The 18239-nt window shown below is 37.5% G+C and carries 15 protein-coding genes; 7 read left to right on the top strand and 8 right to left on the bottom strand.

Annotated elements, in window-relative coordinates; all coding sequences use genetic code 11:
• Positions 1-132: 132 nt before the first annotated feature.
• The 4 genes from leuB to P164_RS07105 all read right to left on the bottom strand — a co-directional run bounded on the left by leuB (position 133) and on the right by P164_RS07105 (position 4810).
• Positions 133-1248 (bottom strand): 3-isopropylmalate dehydrogenase, encoded by a 1116-nt coding sequence (gene leuB, locus P164_RS07120; protein WP_028375747.1) that lies wholly within the window; start codon positions 1246-1248, stop codon positions 133-135.
• 256 nt (positions 1249-1504) lie between these two features.
• Positions 1505-2089: a 3-isopropylmalate dehydratase small subunit gene (gene leuD / locus P164_RS07115; protein ID WP_028375746.1), complete on the bottom strand. Its 585-nt coding sequence runs from the start codon at positions 2087-2089 to the stop codon at positions 1505-1507.
• Between the two features lies 1 nt (position 2090).
• Positions 2091-3476, bottom strand: coding sequence for a 3-isopropylmalate dehydratase large subunit (gene leuC, locus P164_RS07110; protein ID WP_028375745.1), 1386 nt, complete (start codon positions 3474-3476; stop codon positions 2091-2093).
• Positions 3477-3637: 161 nt separating this feature from the next.
• Positions 3638-4810 (bottom strand): 2-isopropylmalate synthase, encoded by a 1173-nt coding sequence (locus P164_RS07105; RefSeq protein ID WP_081817335.1) that lies wholly within the window; start codon positions 4808-4810, stop codon positions 3638-3640.
• Between the two features lie 128 nt (positions 4811-4938).
• Here P164_RS07105 and P164_RS07100 point away from each other — a divergent pair, with 128 nt between their 5' ends.
• Both P164_RS07100 and P164_RS07095 read left to right on the top strand, forming a co-directional pair.
• A complete protein-coding gene (locus tag P164_RS07100) occupies positions 4939-6501 on the top strand; it encodes a hypothetical protein (RefSeq protein WP_028375744.1) in 1563 nt (520 codons plus the stop codon).
• 116 nt (positions 6502-6617) lie between these two features.
• Positions 6618-7490, top strand: a complete 873-nt coding sequence (locus P164_RS07095) for a DMT family transporter (protein ID WP_028375743.1) — start codon at positions 6618-6620, stop codon at positions 7488-7490.
• A gap of 53 nt (positions 7491-7543) precedes the next feature.
• Here P164_RS07095 and P164_RS07090 read toward each other — a convergent pair whose 3' ends face one another.
• Both P164_RS07090 and panB read right to left on the bottom strand, forming a co-directional pair.
• Complete coding sequence (locus P164_RS07090) at positions 7544-8248, bottom strand: RluA family pseudouridine synthase (protein WP_028375742.1); 705 nt, start codon at positions 8246-8248, stop codon at positions 7544-7546.
• 46 nt (positions 8249-8294) lie between these two features.
• The gene (gene panB, locus P164_RS07085) at positions 8295-9113 is read right to left on the bottom strand and encodes a 3-methyl-2-oxobutanoate hydroxymethyltransferase (protein ID WP_028375741.1); all 819 of its coding nucleotides are present in this window, start codon (positions 9111-9113) and stop codon (positions 8295-8297) included.
• Between the two features lie 73 nt (positions 9114-9186).
• On the opposite strand from panB, the gene P164_RS07080 reads away from it, so the two are divergent.
• Positions 9187-9636, top strand: coding sequence for a 3-methyl-2-oxobutanoate hydroxymethyltransferase (locus P164_RS07080; protein WP_028375740.1), 450 nt, complete (start codon positions 9187-9189; stop codon positions 9634-9636).
• Between the two features lie 102 nt (positions 9637-9738).
• Positions 9739-13113 (top strand): ankyrin repeat domain-containing protein, encoded by a 3375-nt coding sequence (locus tag P164_RS07075; RefSeq protein ID WP_028375739.1) that lies wholly within the window; start codon positions 9739-9741, stop codon positions 13111-13113.
• Here the strand turns inward: P164_RS07075 and P164_RS07070 are convergent.
• Positions 13110-14543 (bottom strand): L-serine ammonia-lyase, encoded by a 1434-nt coding sequence (locus P164_RS07070; protein ID WP_028375738.1) that lies wholly within the window; start codon positions 14541-14543, stop codon positions 13110-13112. The two genes, P164_RS07075 and P164_RS07070, sit on opposite strands and share 4 nt — an antisense overlap.
• A 116-nt stretch (positions 14544-14659) precedes the next feature.
• Between P164_RS07070 and P164_RS07065 the strand changes: the two genes are divergently transcribed.
• Complete coding sequence (locus tag P164_RS07065; protein ID WP_035899395.1) at positions 14660-15028, top strand: S24 family peptidase; 369 nt, start codon at positions 14660-14662, stop codon at positions 15026-15028.
• Positions 15028-16308: a Y-family DNA polymerase gene (locus tag P164_RS07060; protein WP_028375736.1), complete on the top strand. Its 1281-nt coding sequence runs from the start codon at positions 15028-15030 to the stop codon at positions 16306-16308. Before P164_RS07065 ends, P164_RS07060 begins: the two co-directional genes overlap by 1 nt.
• Positions 16309-16353: 45 nt before the next feature.
• On the opposite strand, the gene P164_RS07055 is transcribed toward P164_RS07060, so the two are convergent.
• Positions 16354-16818 (bottom strand): Lrp/AsnC family transcriptional regulator, encoded by a 465-nt coding sequence (locus P164_RS07055; protein WP_028375735.1) that lies wholly within the window; start codon positions 16816-16818, stop codon positions 16354-16356.
• Positions 16819-16976: 158 nt separating this feature from the next.
• On the opposite strand from P164_RS07055, the gene P164_RS07050 reads away from it, so the two are divergent.
• The gene (locus P164_RS07050; protein WP_028375734.1) at positions 16977-18224 is read left to right on the top strand and encodes a cystathionine gamma-synthase family protein; all 1248 of its coding nucleotides are present in this window, start codon (positions 16977-16979) and stop codon (positions 18222-18224) included.
• Positions 18225-18239: the final 15 nt, after the last annotated feature.

The raw sequence follows: 18239 nt of genomic DNA, 5'->3' as shown, positions 1-18239 counted from the left end.
CCGGAGTTGATTTCCCGGGCGGTTTTTCATTTTAGGATAATTTGGTTTCTAATTATTAATTTGAATAGAAAAAGCGACCTAAATTACGTCGCTTTTTCTATCTCTTATCTAAAATCTCTAGTCTAATTTCTTTTAGATAATTGTACTCTGTCCCATATGAATATTTTTGAAGTTACGGTTCGTATCTTCAGGGTGGGTTAAGAAATCTGCGATAAAGTCACCTACTTTTGTGGTTGTAAATGGTTTTTTAGGATTGATGTCACCGGTAGTGATTCCTAGTTCTAATGATTTTTCAACAGCATTTTCTATAGCTGCCGCTTCTTTATGCAATCCTAAATGGCGCAACATCATCGCAGCAGATAAAATAGAAGCTAATGGGTTAGCAATATTTTTACCTGTGGCCTGCGGAAAAGAACCGTGAATAGGCTCAAACATACCTACAGTGCTTCCTACTGAAGCTGAAGCTAAAAGACCAATAGAACCACCTATTACTGATGCTTCGTCAGAAATGATATCTCCAAATAAATTTTCAGTAAGAATTACATCAAACTGACTTGGGTTTAAAATCATTTGCATCGCCGCATTATCTACAAATAAGAAATCTAACTCAACATCTGCATAGTCTTTTGCAATCTCGGTTACCGTTTTACGCCAAAGCCGAGATGTTTCTAAAACGTTAGCTTTATCAACAAGGGTTAATTTTTTTCTGCGGTTCTGAGCTTCCTTAAATGCAAGATGTGTAATCCTACTAATCTCTTCTACCGAATATGAACAACCATCTGTAGCAACCTGACCGTCATCACTAAGATGCTTATCACCAAAGTAAATACCACCGGTTAATTCACGATATATTGAAATATCTGTACCTGAAATAATTTCTCTTTTAAGCGGAGAATTTTCAATTAAACGCTCAAATGCTTTTACAGGTCTGATGTTACAAAACAAACCAAGCGATTTTCTAAGTTTTAATAAGCCTTGTTCTGGTCGTACTTGAGCTGTAGGATCATTGTCATATTTAGGATGACCTATAGCACCAAAAAGAACAGCATCACTTTCTTTACAAATCGTGATGGTCTCGTCAGGTAAAGGGTTGCCTGTTTCATCTATTGCGCAAGCTCCTACTAACGCATTTTTATAAACAAAGGAGTGATCAAATACATCTGCAATCGCATCTAATGCTTTGATTGCCTGTTCTGTTACTTCTGGTCCGATACCGTCTCCGGCTAAAACTGCGATGTTAAATTTCATTATTTGTATTTTATTTCAAAACCTCACGAGTAACATTAACAAGTGAGGTTTGATTGTTTTTAAAAATATTTAACGAAGCAAAATTGTGCTTCCTTATTCTATTAGTTATTGTAGGTCAGTGTATTGATTGATAAAAGTATTGAATTTAATCGATAATTCAGATTAAACTAACCAGTGGTTTACGGTTAATTTCCTTTTGATTTATTTTAAGGACTACATCTTTATTAAAATGCAATTATCTATTGAATTAATAAACTTAATACGCCTGTTCGCGTTCAAAAGCTTCTATCGCTTCTTTTTTACTAATTAAAAAATCAATATCATCATACCCATTAATCATACACACTTTTTTATAAGGATCGATGTCAAATTCTAATTCTCCTGCAGGCGAACTTAAAACCTGATCTTCCAGATTGATGGTAAGTTGGGTTTCTGGTTTGTCTTTTATAGTTTGAAGCAATTCTTTTAAATATGCTGGAGTTACCTGAATGGGTAAAATTCCGTTATTTAGTGCGTTACCTCTAAAGATATCTGCAAAAAAACTACTTATAACTACTTTAAAACCATATCCTGCAATTGCCCAGGCAGCATGTTCTCTACTAGAACCACAGCCAAAGTTGTCGCCTGCAACGAGAATAGTACCGCCGTAGGTAGGATCATTTAATACAAAGTCAGTGTTTTTATTGCCTTCGTGATCGTAACGCCAATCTCTGAAAACATTATCTCCAAAACCTTGTTTGTCTGTAGACTTTAAAAATCGAGCAGGTATAATCTGATCTGTATCTATATTCTCTATAGGTAAAGGAACTGCTGTATCGGTAAGCTTGATAAACTTTTCCATCTTAATTTAATTGTTTGGTAATGTCTGTAATTTTTCCGGCAACTGCGGTGGCCGCTGCCATAAGCGGACTCGCTAAAATGGTACGAGCACCTTGTCCCTGTCTTCCTTCAAAATTTCGGTTAGAAGTAGAAACACAATATTCTCCTTCGGGAATTTTATCATCGTTCATCGCTAAACATGCAGAGCAACCCGGTTGTCTCAATGCAAATCCTGCTTCGGTAAATATTTTATCAAGACCTTCTTCAACCAGTTGTTTTGCAACCTGCTGTGAGCCGGGAACTAACCAGGCGTTAACATTAGGTGCTTTTTGCTTGCCTTTTACAAAATCTGCCGCAATGCGAAAATCTTCTATTCGAGAATTGGTACAACTTCCTATGAACACATAATTAATAGGCTTATCAATTAGACTTTCTCCCTTTTTGAAGTTCATATATGCCAAAGCCTTTTCCAGATTCACGTCATCCTTATCTGGGATGTTTCCGGTTACTTTGATTCCCATTCCGGGATTTGTGCCATAAGTTACCATAGGCTCAATGTCTGCTGCGTCAAAAGAATATTCTTTGTCAAAAACAGCATCAGCATCTGTAGGAAGAGTTTTCCAGTAGGCTAATTTTTTATCCCATTCTGCGCTTTGAGGTGCAAACTTGCGACCTTGTACATAATCAAAAGTTGTCTGGTCTGGAGCGATCATTCCACCACGAGCACCCATTTCAATACTCATGTTGCAAACGGTCATACGACCTTCCATAGACATTTCTTCAAAAACGTTTCCGGCATATTCACAGAAATAACCTGTACCTGCGTTAGTTCCTAATTGTGAGATTACATATAAAATAACATCTTTAGGTAAAACATTCGGTTTTAATTTACCGGTTACATTGACCCGTAAACTTTTCGGTTTTGTTAATAATAAACACTGGCTGGCAAAAACCTGAGCTACCTGGCTGGTTCCTATACCAAATGCGATTGTACCAAATGCACCGTGTGTAGAGGTATGGCTATCCCCACAAACCATTGTCATACCCGGTTGGGTAATTCCAAGTTCTGGAGCCATTACGTGCACAATACCATTGTACTCGTGCCCTAAACCATACAGGGTAATCCCGTGTTTCTCACAATTGTCTGTGAGCTGTTTCAACTGGTTACGGGATAACAAATCTCGCACCGGTAAATGTTGATCTACGGTAGGAGTATTGTGATCTGCTGTTGCAACAATCTGATCTGGTCGTGCTACAGGTATGCCGCGCTCTTCTAATTCTGAAAATGCCTGTGGACTGGTAACTTCGTGAATAAGGTGTTTGTCTATATAAAGTACTTGCGGTCCGTTAGGCACCGTATCTACTACGTGTGCATCCCAAACTTTGTCAAATAATGTTTTTCCTGCCATTGTTATTTTAATTAGTTCAATAAGAACTTAATTTATTTATAATTTATTCTTAATCAAGCAATTACTTATTTGCGTGGATTGAATTTTGTTATGGGAGTAAATTGTAAAAAATAAGGATTCTAAAAGCAGAATCCTTATTTAATGTATTTATTTATAGTGAATTAAACTTCCGCCGGAATTTCAATTTTCACAACTTTCATAATCTCATGAATATCTTCATCTACAATTTCTTTTTTCTTGTCTGCAAAGGTAAGAAAGACATCATAGACTTCGTCTAACTGTAGTTTAGTTAATTCATAACCCACCTTTTTAGAACGGTAAGCTAAAGCAGCACGACCACTGCGCGCGGTAAGTACTATAGCACTTTCGGTAACGCCTACCTCTTCAGGATCCATAATCTCATAGGTCTCCCGGTTTTTAATAACGCCATCCTGGTGAATACCGCTGCTGTGAGCAAATGCGTTAGATCCTACAATAGCTTTATTTGGTTGCACCGGCATACCCATTTTTTCACTTACCATTCTACTGGTATCGTATAATAAACGGGAATTAATGCCTGTGTCTAAACCTAGAGTAGGATGTTGACGCAAGATCATTACAACCTCTTCAAGAGAGGTGTTTCCTGCACGCTCACCTATACCGTTAATAGTACATTCTATTTGTCGTGCACCATTAATTACACCAGCAATAGAGTTTGCTGTTGCAAGCCCAAGGTCGTTGTGGCAGTGACAGGAAAGTATTGCCTTTTCAATACCTTTTACATTTTCTTTAAGGTATTTAATTTTTGCTCCGTACTCTTCAGGAAGACAATATCCTGTAGTGTCAGGTATATTTAAAACGGTTGCACCCGCTTTTATGGCAGCTTCACAAACACGAGCTAAATATTCATTATCGGTACGGCCTGCATCTTCTGCATAAAACTCAACATCCTCAACAAAAGTTTTAGCATAGGCGACAGCCTCATAAGCACGCTTTAATATCTCTTCACGAGTGGATTTAAATTTATGTAAAATGTGTGAATCACTGGTACCTATACCCGTATGTATACGTGGTTTTACAGCATATTTAAGCGCTTGAGCGGCAACCTCAATATCTTTTTTAACCGCACGGGTAAGACCACAAACTGTGGCGTTCTTTACCAGTTTTGAGATTTCCTCAACAGATATAAAATCTCCGGGACTCGATATAGGAAAGCCGGCTTCAATAACATCAACCCCCAGAAGATCGAGACGCTCAGCTATAATCAATTTCTGATTGGTATCTAATTTGCATCCGGGAACTTGTTCCCCGTCTCTCAAGGTGGTGTCAAAAATTTGGACTTTGTTATCACTCATAAGTGGATTTTTTCTCAATTTAATTGTGAATATAGAGAATGGTGGTACTTTTGATATTCTCTTTGGTGAATACCCTACGATGTTTAAGTAATTTTTGGGTTATTTAAATTATTGAAAATCAAATAATTATGCGTAAAATCATTACAACAGCAAATGATTCAAAAGATTCTCTTTATGTGCTTATTAAGTCATTGTCGAAGTCTGAAAAGAGACAATTTAAACTTTATGTAGGCCGTCTTGATGGAAATGCAGATTCTAAATACTTGCAATTATTTAATCTTCTCGATAAGATGAATACATATGAGGAAACTGAAATTTTCAAGAATAACATTGTAAAAAAACAGCAGCTCTCAAACCTCAAAGCACATTTGTATAAGCAAATTCTTATCTCGCTGCGGTTAAGTCCTGCGCATCAAAATATACGTGTACAAATACGCGAACAGCTAGACTTTGCAACCGTTTTGTATCAAAAAGGCTTATATCAACAATCGCTAAAACTTCTGGAGAAAGCCAAACATATGGCGATAGACAATGAAGAGAAAAATGTAGCATATGAGATTGTAGAATTAGAAAAGGTAATAGAAACTCAATACATCACACGCAGTATGAGCACGCGTGCAGAAGAGCTTGCAAAAGAAGCAGAAGATTTAAGTGAACAAAATTTGATGACCAGTAAATTGTCTAATTTATCATTGCAGCTGTACGGGATTATGCTTAAAACAGGATATGTGCGTAGTGATGAGGAAAAGCAAGAAATTACCGCCTACTTCAACAACGCAATGCCTAATTATGATTTGAGCACGCTAGGTTTTAGAGAGAAACTGTGGTTGTATAAGGCATTTTTGTGGTATAGTTTTCTTATACAGGATTTTGTCTCGTGTTATAAATATGCAACCCGTTTTGTTGAGCTTTTTGAAGAAAACCCTTCAATGATAAGCAGAAACCCTGTTTTTTATTTAAAAGGAAACCATTACTTATTAGAGTCTCTTTTTTATCTAAAACACCATACTAAGTTTAAAGAAGTTCTTGAAGGACTTGAAAACAGATTAGAAACTGAAGATTTTCCGCGTAGCGACAATTTAGAAATTTTAGAATTCTTATATGTATATTCTCATAAACTGAATTTAAAGTTTATGGTGGGCGATTTTACAACAGACGATGGCTTGATTAATACGATTGAAAAATACCTAAAACAATCGCGCCAGCGTATGGATGAGCATCATATTATGGTGTTCTATTATAAAATTGCAAGTTTATATTTTGGCTCCGGCCAAAATAAAAAGTGTATTGAGTATCTGGGACGCATCATCAATAATAAATCGCTAAAGATGCGAGAAGATTTGATGTGTTTTGCCCGAATTCTAAATTTGGTGGCCCACTATGAAGCCGGTATGGATTATCATCTGGAAACCTTATTAAAAAGCACGTTTAAGTTTTTAATCAAGATGGATGATTTACACGAAGTACAGAAAGAAATGATTAAATTTTTAAGAAATCTGGGAGAAGTATTTCCCGGCGAAATTAAAAACGAATTCAAAAAACTGAGAGAACGTCTCGAGGTTTATGAAGAAGACCCGTATGAGCGTCGCGCCTTTTTATACCTTGATATTTTAAGTTGGTTAGACAGTAGAATTCAAAATCGTCCTGTAGCTGAAATCATTAAAGAAAAAGCTCAGGTTTTAAATCGATAGCAGTTAGACAGAAGACAAGAAATCTAAGAATTGCTATAAAAGAAAAAAAGATGTTTGTAAAGAAATTAATTTAATACGTGACAAACATCAAATAACAAATACCCAAATCTAATAGTTTGTCAACAGCACCCAATACGTTTATAAAAAACATATTACAACTCAATCTAGCAATGCTCTTAGTAAGCACCAGTGGTGTTTTAGGCAGAGCAGTGACAATGTCTCCTGTAGTTACCATAGGTTGGCGCGCCTTATTGGCTGCGGGTTTTTTATTTCTGTTTTTAAGATGGAAAAAGATAAACCTTAAAATTTATAAGGAAGATCGCGTTCAGGTTTTATTAGGTGGTATTTTAATGGGCATTCACTGGGTTGCTTATTTCAAGGCCTTACAGCTAAGCAACGTTGCAATAGGTATGCTTACGATTTTTACCTATCCGGCTTTAACCAGTATTTTTGAGCCCTTAATTCTACGCTTACCTTTTCAGAAGATACATTTCTTCCTGGGCCTTCTCGTCTTGGCAGGAATCGCTTTTTTAATACCCGATTTAGATTTTGAAAATGAATACACACAGGCTGTTGCTTTTGGTATAGGGTCTGCATTAGCTTATGCGTTACGTAATATTTTAATGAAAAAACAAGTGTCTAAATACCACGGAAGTTTATTAATGTGGTATCAGGTGGTAATCGTTGGTATTATACTTATTCCGCTTAGTTTTCAAACTTCTGCGGAAGCGTTACAGGATAATTTGTTCTTCATTCTCGCACTAGCACTTTTGACGACAGCTATAGGGCATACTTTATTTTTACTAACATTCCGTTACTTTTCAATAACTACGGCTAGTATCATTAGTAGTGTGCAGCCGGTGTATGGTATTTTGCTGGGTGTGTTGCTACTGGGAGAGGTACCTAAATTAGCAACTATTTTTGGTGGACTTTTAATTCTAAGTGCGGTAGTCATTGAGAGTTTAAGAACTGCCCGAAACAAAAAGTAGTACCTAAGGTTTTCAATAGTTTTATGGCAACTAGAATTTCTTCTAAGTGCTAACTAAACACAGGCCTTCCAGATCGCATCTTCAGCGGGTGGCGGAGCTACAAAAGATAGTTCTTCTTTAGTTACAGGGTGTGTAAGGCTTAATTTTCTGGAGTGCAGGTGAATACTACCATCAGGATTGCTTCGGTCAAAACCATATTTTAAATCCCCTTTTATAGGGCAGCCTATAGCTGCTAATTGGGAGCGTATTTGATGGTGCCGCCCGGTATGCAAATCTATTTCTAAAAGATAATAGTTGTTTAATTCCTGAATAATACGGTAGTCTAAAATCCCCTTTTTACTATCGGGAACTTCTTTTATGTTGCTGTATGATTTATTTTGTTTGGGATTGCGTTTGAGGTAATGTACCAGGGTATCTTCTGACTTAGGAGGTAGATTTTTTACTACAGCCCAATAGGTTTTTTTAGCCTCTTTTTCGGCAAATAATTTATTTAATCGGGGCAAGGCTTTAGAGGTTCTTGAAAATATAACAATACCACTCGTAGGCCTGTCCAGGCGATGCACAACTCCCAGATATACCGCTCCCGGCTTGTTATACTTTTCAGCAATATAACTTTTAACAACTTCGCTTAACGGTTTATCACCGGTTTTATCTCCCTGTACAATATCACCGGGACGTTTGTTGACTACAATGATATGATTGTCTTCAAAAAGTACCTGAAGATTGTCTTTTGTGCTATGTGTAGATTCTAGATTCAATAGTAAAGGCTCTATCGCGGTTTTGTATTTCTACTTTCGCATTTTTTTAGTATTGCTCATCATCGTTAGGAAAGTCTAGTGACTTTACATCGGTAATGTATTGCTCAAAAGCACCCGTCATTTGCGTGTGTAAGTCCAGATAACGTCTTAAAAACCTCGGACTAAATTCCTGACTCATTCCCAGCATATCGTGCATAACCAGAACCTGACCATCAACCCCGTTACCGGCACCTATTCCTATCACAGGTATCGTAAGACTCTCTGCCACTTCACGGGCAAGCTGGTTAGGTACTTTCTCCAGTACCACTGCAAAACATCCTAATCGTTCTAGAAGCAGTGCGTCTTCTTTCAGCTTTTGAGCTTCTTCTTCTTCTTTAGCTCGTACGGTATAGGTCCCGAATTTATAAATAGATTGTGGTGTTAATCCTAGGTGTCCCATTACAGGAATTCCTGCATGAAGAATACGTTTTACCGATTCTTTAATTTCGGTACCACCTTCTAATTTAACTGCGTGTCCGCCGCTCTCTTTCATAATACGTATAGCAGAGCGCAACGCCTCTTTAGGATCACTTTGATAACTCCCAAAAGGTAAGTCTACAACAACCAGTGCGCGTTTAATTGCACGTACCACAGAAGACGCGTGATAGATCATCTGGTCTAATGTTATAGGTAATGTGGTCTCGTGACCTGCCATCACATTAGATGCAGAATCTCCTACGAGTATCACATCTATACCGGCGCGATCAACAATAGTGGCCATAGTGTAATCGTATGCCGTAAGCATTGCAATTTTTTCACCCTGAGACTTCATCTCAGTAAGTGATTTTACGGTTATACGTTTATATTCTTTTTTGATTGCAGACATCGTAACAGTTTTTAGTGCGCGTAAAAGTAGTAAATTACTGAGGCATTAACTACCTTATGCTTATCTCACACTTATGAAAACCTTAATTCTTCTTATTTCTTTTTGCGTGAGCTGCATCTTGTGTGCTCAGGATCAGCCTAAACCAGAAGAAACCATTATTGCATTTTTTAATGCTTTTCATCAACAGGATACCGTTGCTTTAAGAAACCTAGTACACCCTAGAGTAAGAATGCAGTCAATTGCTAAAAGTAAAACGGGAGTACCTACACTTACAACTTCAAACTTTAATGATTTTTTAAAATCTATAGCCTCCATACCAGAAACTACCGTGTTTCAGGAGCGCATTTTAGATTATAAAGTAACCTCAGATGGAGTTATGGCAAATGTATGGACACCTTATGAGTTTTATGTAGATTATAAACGCAGCCATTGTGGTGTAAATAATTTTCAGCTTTTGTTTATAGAAAAGCAGTGGAAAATTTTTTATATCGTAGATACCCGAAAAACAGAAGATTGTAACTAGTTTTTAAATTAGATTACAAGTAATTGCCTATCTTTTCAATCCCTTAATTTCGTAGTCATCCCCTTGATCTAATTTTATTAACTAAAATAAAAAATTAAGGTTTTGATTAATTTCAGGTTTTTCTATTTCATCATATTTCTTGGTATCTTACGTATCTCTGCACAGCAAAAAGCTGGGGAATCTGCCTTAAACCCCGGTTTTTCTGTAGACATTCGATTTGTAGATCCGTTGAATTTTAATAAGAATTCAGTTGTATCGGGTGATAGTAATTCAATTTTTAATACTGAAAATTTAAAGGAAACTTCAAAGCTTAAAACTACCCGGAAATCACAACTTAACTACGAGTTTGTTAATTCAGCTTATGAATTTGAGAAGCATATTTTAAAAGTAGATACTTCTGCTAGAGCTTATTCATCACGATTTTCTTCGGTATATAATGCTAATGATGCTTTAGATAAATCAGACGAATTTTTAGTCGTTTTTTGTTTACGACAGAAACCCCTTTATGAGCGCCGTTTATTAGAAACTACACTTTCTGAAAACTTTAGAGATGCAGTTTTTAGACTGGGTAGAGATTTAACTCCGCAAGGTTTTATATCAAAATTTGGTACTCATTACGCAGAGCATCTTACTTATGGTGGTACTTTTATAAGTAAAAATGCGATACGCAGGCAAGACTACATTGAGTCTCCCTATTCTGAAAACGAATTTAGAGCTGCCGTTTTAAAATCTATAGCACAACAACAGCAAAATTCGCCAATAACAGATCCTTATATACATCTTGCTCCTGCACAATATTATACAATTGGGGGCGAGACTGCAGAAGCGTGGGATGAGCGCTGGGAGCAAACTGTTAATACAGCTAATGCTGTAGTTATTGACGCCAATCTGGTAGCGCTTACCAATTTACTTTCGACTAAAAATTTTCCAGAATTAGAAAATCTCCAAGACAAGCGTTTTATGCTGCAGGAAGCGATTGATGCCGCCATTAAAAAATCGGTTTCCTGGCAGGCAAAAGAACGCTCTTCAGAATTTTTTAAAAAATATTCATTACAGTTTACGCAAAAGATAGGTAAGCTAATTAAGCAGAGTGTAGGCACAGAAGAGCAAGACACAAAAAGCTATATAGGTGATTTGTTTTTTGGCAGTTTTAATGAGCACGGCGAACCTATGAAAACCACCGCACTCATAGATTACAACGGTTTAGATTTAAACACATTACTTACAGATGAAGAGATTAATGTGAATAAAATGCTTGATTTTATCATTTCACCTGAAGAACTAAAAAATGCATATGTTAGCGTTTGGGATGACACTCAAAAACTGGTAAAAGGGGAGAAGCGAACTACCTTATTTGTTTCAGGAACAACAGACGCGCATACTTATTTTAAGGAGGCACTTGTTAAACCGGTGTACAAAGAGGTTACCATCACAACCATAGATAATGATGTATTTAAAGTGGCGTATAGCCTTGAACTGGTAAAAACTAAAAAAGCTTTACAGTCTTTTAGTACTGGCTATGACTACTCATTAGATTCTGAAGTTGTAGCTGCCGCGGCAAGTGGTTCAATGCAGGATCTGGAGCAGCTCTATTTTGAAGGAGCTTCACGGCGCACAAATGGCGTGGTCAAAGCATTAATTCAGAATTTTGATGATGCCTATTTATTGAATCAGGTATTTGATTTTGGAGTAAAACCTACCACAGAGGATCTGGACCTGGCTTTTGATCCAGATTATTTCACCAAAGCAAAAGCAATTGCCCTTTTAGAACGGGGTGCTAAACCTAAAAATAATATGATTTACAAAGCGGTAGCCTATCAGGAGCCCGAAGTCGTTTATGCATTGTTGAGAGAAGGAGCAACCTCGGTTAATAATGATGTTGCCTTTGCTGCTAAACTGCAGAATTATAAGGTTATTAAGGCTTTGATGTCCTTAGATTATAACGGTTTTGTAGCCGAAGAAAATATGCTGGCACTAGCAGTAGCCAATGCAGATAAAGAGTTAACCGAAAAATTTATAGGTTATGGTGCGGTGTCAAATCCTGAAATATTAAAGCTTGCTATAGATACCAAAAATCAGGAAGTGCTTGACCTGGTAAAAGCAGTATCAAAAAATTCGGCTAGGGTCATTGAGGTTGTAGCTACTTCTGATAATACGCAATTATTTGATTATTTTATTACTCAGGGAGCCGTTGAAATAACCGATGAGGTTTTAAGTACGGCTATTGCAAACAATAATCTTGATATTCTAAACAAAGCTTTAGATTCTGGAGGATCTGCAGAATTTGCTCTTTCACAAGCCTTAAAATCAAAAAATACAAATGCGGTGCGGTTGAGTTTATCAAAAGGAGCAAATGCCAATTCCGTTTTTGAATATGCTGTGCGGCAGAAGGATTTTGAGTTATTTAAAGACGTATTAGACACGTATGAAGGAGACCCTCAAACGGGTTTGAATACTGCGGTAGCTTTAAATGAACTTGAATTTGCACGCTATACCTTCAGTAAAAAAGGCGTAGTGCTTGATGCTGATTCTCAGATGATACAAGCTGTTAAAAATGATAATCAAGAACTACTAGCATTATTGATTTCTATGGGAGGAAAACCCCAGACTGCACTCGTAGAAGCCGTTAGTGTTGGCAATACTGCGCTGACTCAATATTTGATTGAAGCTGGAGCTATCGCTCAAGATGCCAGTCTTATTCAGAAAGCAGTCGCGCTGGGTAATGAGGATTTGGTAAGACGATTGCTAGAGACCGGGCAAATAGATGTAAACCTGGTGGTGCTTGATTTAATTAAACTTCAAAATCCGGAGCTTGTTACAATGGCAATTAGGCAAGGGGTCCAGGTTACTCAAGAAGCCTTAGATCTTTCAATTGCTTTGGAAAACCAACCTATTGTATTACAGCTCTTAGAACAATCAAATCCTGATATTTTAGAAGAACGTTTTCTCATAAATGCTATTAAAAGTGAAAAAAATGTAGCTGTAGATTATTTGATAGGTCAACTTGATAAACCTGATTTGGCATTTGAAGCTGCTTTTCAATATAAGAATGAAACAGCGTTAATTCTTGCATTGCGAAGAGGTGCCTTAGCTCACGCTGAGGACTTATTGAAAGCAGCAAATACTCATTTTAACGCTGCGATACCTATACTTATTGGTCAGGACTTATCTGTTACCGTAACTGATGCTGAAGGTAATACGGTATTACATTTAATAGCAGCAACTTATGAAGAAGATGATGAGGTCTTATTGGATGAACTCTTTAAAGCGGGAGTAAATGTAAATGCTAAAAATAATCTGGGCGAAACCCCATTACACTGGGCCGTGAAGGGAGGGGTTGACAATGAAATTATAATAACAAAATTAATACGCAATGGTGCTTTACCCGAAGCTGAAACGGTTGCCAATAAATCTGTAGCAGATTACGCTGCGTCTAAAGAAATACGGCAGTTATTAAAGCGATTAGAACTGCGTTAGCAGTCGCTTAAAGCAACATTTACAGCAAGACCACCTTCACTGGTCTCTTTATACTTTGAATTCATATCTTTAGCTGTTTGCCACATCGTTTCAATAACCTTATCTAGCGGAACTTTTGCATTCTTAGCGTCGGTGTCAAGAGCCATCTCACACGCGTTAATTGCTTTAATTGCGCCCATTGCATTGCGTTCTATACACGGTATTTGTACTAATCCCCCAATAGGGTCACAAGTTAAGCCCAGGTGATGCTCCATCGCGATCTCACTTGCCATTAATACCTGTTCAGGAGAACCACCCATAAGTTCGGTAAGGGCACCCGCAGCCATTGCACTAGATACGCCTATTTCTGCCTGGCAACCACCCATTGCAGCAGATATGGTTGCGCCTTTTTTAAACAAGCTTCCTATTTCGGCAGCGACCAGCATAAATTGTTTAATGTCATCAAAATTGGCATCGTGATTTTCAATCACTAAATAATACATCATCACCGCAGGGATAACGCCTGCACTCCCGTTAGTAGGTGCGGTAACCACGCGACCTAACGATGCATTCACTTCATTTACCGCCAGAGCAAAACAGGATACCCATTTTAGGATTTGTCTAAATTTTACTTCTGTGCCGCGTATGCACTCAATCCACTCGTGTGCATTACTGTATTTGCTTTCACCTATGAGTGTCTTATGCGTGTCAAAAGCTCTTCGGCGTACATTGAGGCCTCCCGGTAAAATACCTTCGGTATGACATCCTGTATACATGGAGTCGAGCATTACTTCCCAAATTTGATGCAGCCCGTGATTGATAGTTTCTTCAGTCGCTAGTGATTTCTCGTTTTCCCAGACGATTTCTGATATTTTTTTATTTTCAGCACTGCAATAGGCGAGAAGTTCTAAGCCTGATTCAACAGGAAAGGGAAATGCCTTTAATTGTTGTTGTTTAATTTTTGATCGTTTACGCTCTTCCTGAACCACAAAACCACCACCTATAGAATAATAAGTATCTGAAGTCTTTTTGCCCGAGGTTAATTGAGCTCTAAAGGTTATTCCGTTAGGATGAAATTCTTTAAATTTTCTATTGAATATTATGTCTTTTTTTGGTGTAAAACCTATTGTGCGTTCCCTGTTGAAGTGCAGCTGTTCTTGAGTGGTAATACGATTTATTACTGTTGTGATTTCAGCAATAGGAAATGTTGTAGGGTCTAAACCTTCGAGCCCTAAGAGAACCGCAATATCGGTAGCGTGGCCTTTTCCGGTAAGCGTTAAGGAGCCGTATAATTCTACCGTAATTTGGGTTACGCTATCAAATCTATTGTTGGCTTTCAATTTTTGAATCCATCGCACGGCAGCACGCCAGGGACCTAAAGTATGTGAGCTTGACGGACCAACGCCTACTTTTAGCATGTCAAAAACACTGATACTCTCAATTTTACGCATAACTCGATTTTGGGCTAAATATATAATTTTTAAAACAGCTTCAAAATTTCTATTCTCCTTCTAATTTAACAGGATAAAATCCGATTTATTGGAAATATTCCATAGTTTTGTCATCTATGGAATTAGATGAGTTACATAAAATAAAAAGACCAGAGCAGACCCATAAAGCGGGAAGTTCTGAACAAACCGGATTTCCGAGTCCGGCGACGCATTATCTTGAAAGCACGCTCGATCTTAATTTAATTCTTACTAAAAACAGAGATGCTACATTTTTTATTCGCGTAAAAGGTAATGGCTGGAGTGAACACACGATACGTGATCAGGACGTATTGATTATTGACCGTTCGCTCCATGCGACTGTGGGCAAACTTGCTGTAGTAGTGCGTGACGGTGATTTTAAAGTAGAGCGTATCACTAAATTAACTGAAAAAGATAGCGAGGTTATGCTGTGGGGAGTTATAACCTATATAATTCATGCGTTGTAATGATTGCTCTGGTAGATTGTAATAGTTTTTATGCTTCGTGTGAGCAAGTATTCAGACCCGATTTATGGGGAAAACCGGTTGTGGTTTTAAGTAATAATGACGGTTGTATTATTGCTGCAAATAAAGAGGCAAAGGCATTAACCCAGATTCCTATGTTTGAGCCGGTTTTTAAGATAAAAAAACTGCTGGTAGATCACCACGTAGAATTCTTTTCTTCTAATTATACGCTGTATGGCGAGATGTCTCAACGTGTTATGAACACGCTAAAGCAATTTTCACCTAATGTAGAAATATATAGTATTGATGAGTCTTTTATAGATCTCGCTAATATGAAGTTTGTAGATCTTAATACTCATGGTCATCTTATAAAAAATACGATATTAAGAAATACAGGTTTACCCGTAGGAGTTGGGGTCGCGCCTACAAAAGTACTTGCTAAATTAGCAAACCGAATGTCAAAAAAAATCCCAGGTTACAACCACGTGTGTGTATTAGATACCGAAGAGCGCTGTATACAAGCACTTAAAGATGCGGTCATTAAAGACGTTTGGGGAATAGGAAAGAAGCATTGCCAGCGTCTAAATAACAGAGGTGTTTTTACCGCGTATCAATTTGCTTATGAAGTATCTTTAGATTGGGTGCGTAAACATATGACTGTAGTGGGCGAGCGCATTTGGCGTGAGCTGCGCGGTGAATCGTGTTTGAGTCTTGAGATGTTGCCAAAAGCTAAAAAAGCAATAGGTACTGCAAAGTCGTTTGGATCAAAACTTACTGATTTGGGATTGATTGAAGAAGCTTGTGCTTTTTATATTAGTGAAGTGAGTGAGGTACTACGTAAACAAAACTCTTGTGCTCAATTTATTCAGGTGTTTTTGCAAACTAATTATCATAGCGATCGTGATGCACAATATTCTAATAGTGTTACCGTGACACTCTCTACAGCTACTAATGATACGTTTATTTTAACCCGTGAAGCTACAAAGGCCTTAAAAACTATTTATAAACCGGGTTACCGTTATAAAAAAGTAGGTGTGAATTTAAGCGGACTCATTCCGCAGGAATTTGTACAAATGAATCTGTTTGAGGCTGCAAACCCAGAAGGCCGCTCAGCATTAATGCGTACGGTAGATAAGCTGAATGAGAAGTATGGTAAATCAACTGTAAATTCGGGTCTGGTAGGTAACCGGCAGAAACAATGGGAATTGATTAAAAAAGACCGAAGTCCACGATATACCACGCAGTGGAGTGAGTTGTTAACGATTGATTCAACCTGGACTTAGACAAAACGTAGAAGTCTAGATTGAATTTATTAGCTAGAGTTTCCCTTAAAACAGAGGAATTACAGTTGAGCGTTTGATTTCATTTAAAACAAAGCTGCTTTTTATTTGAGACACATTGGGCAGGGCGGCCAACTTGCCTGAAGAAAACTCGTGATAGGCCTGAAGGTCTTTAACAACAACTTTGAGTAAAAAATCATTTGCACCACCCAGTAAATAACATTCAATAACCTCAGGGATATCTGCAAGTGCTTTGCTAAACGCATTAATACCATCTATTTGTTGACTGTCTAGAGAGACCGAGCAAAAAACTACCATTGCCGTTTCAATTTTATGAGTGTCGAGAACTGCAACATATTTTTTGATAATACCTTCCTGCTCATAACGCTTTATACGATCGTAAATAGGCGTTTTAGTGAGGTTTACCGTTTCGGTAATTTCTTTAACCTGCGTTTTACTATTATGTTGTAAGATTTCGAGTAACTGCTTATCTGTTTTATCTAAGGTGTACATAGGAAGTTTTCCGTTTTAAATATGAATATTTATTGAAAAATATAAATTATTCCTGTATTTAAAACTATTAAAGGAATATTTAGGTAAAAATAGACGCATGATAAAATGGTTTCCTTAAAAAATTACATTTGTAGTAATTGAGACCTAAAAACGCAGCTATGAAATCTAAAATGCATCCTGAAAGTTTAATGATGTCACACGGCTATAAGCCCGAATTATCTGAAGGAGCAATTAAACCTCCGGTTTTTCAAACTTCAACATTTGCATTTGATTCCGCAGAAGCCGGAAAAGCCTTTTTTGAGGTGGCTTATGGTTTGCGAGCACAAGATCAAGACGAAGAAACAGGACTTATTTACAGCCGTATAAATAATCCCAATCTTCAAATATTTGAAGAGCGTCTTTGCTTATGGGATGAGGCAGATCAATGTGCCGTTTTTGAAAGCGGTATGTCTGCCATAAGTACGGTACTTCTCGAGTTTTTAAAACCCGGGGATTTATTGTTGTATAGTATGCCTACGTATGGAGGCACAGATCATTTTATTACCCACTATCTGCAGAGTGTGGGTGTACATGCATTAGGTTTTAGACCAGACCAAACTCAGGAAGAAATTATTCAATTGCTTGAAGCAAGTGGTCTCGCAAAAAATCTGGCATTAATTTATATAGAAACCCCTGCAAACCCAACTAATGAGTTGATAGATATTGCGATGTGCAAAGCCTTAGCAACGCGCTATAGCACGGCAGAAAAAGCAGTTTATCTGGCTGTAGATAATACCTATATGGGACCTATTTGGTGCAGCCCATTAAAACATGGTGCAGATCTGGTAATTTATTCAGCTACTAAATATATAGGCGGACATAGTGATCTTATAGCAGGAGCAGTATTAGGCTCAAATGAGATTATGCAACGTGTAAAGGTCTTGCGAACTTTTTTAGGAAATATGGCGAGTCCGCATACGTGCTGGTTACTGTTACGAAGTCTTGAAACGCTTAAAGTACGTATGGAACAGCAAGCGAGAAGCGCTCAGGAAATCGCGTTATTTTTAGAGAAGCATCCTAAAGTGTCTCAAGTATATTATCTGGGTACTTTAAAAGAGTCAACCGAAGCTTATAGTATTTATAAACGTCAATATACGTCACCCGGAGCAATGATTGCTTTTGATATAAAGGGAGCAGAAGCAGAAGCGTTTAGATTACTTAACAAACTCAACTTAATTAAATTGGCTGTTAGTTTAGGAAGTACAGAAAGTCTGGTACAGCATCCTGATACCATGACGCACGCAGGAGTAAATCCTGAATTAAAAAAACGCATGGGTATTACTTCAAGTTTAATACGATTATCTGTAGGGGTAGAAAACCACGAAGATCTTATTACAGATCTTGAAGCCGGTTTAGAATGTGTGTAGTAGTCTTATAAACAA

The sequence above is a fragment of the Leeuwenhoekiella sp. MAR_2009_132 genome (assembly GCF_000687915.1).
GTDB lineage: Bacteria > Bacteroidota > Bacteroidia > Flavobacteriales > Flavobacteriaceae > Leeuwenhoekiella.
Note: the sequence above shows the minus strand (reverse complement) of the source record. Positions and strands in the feature narration are given on the sequence as shown.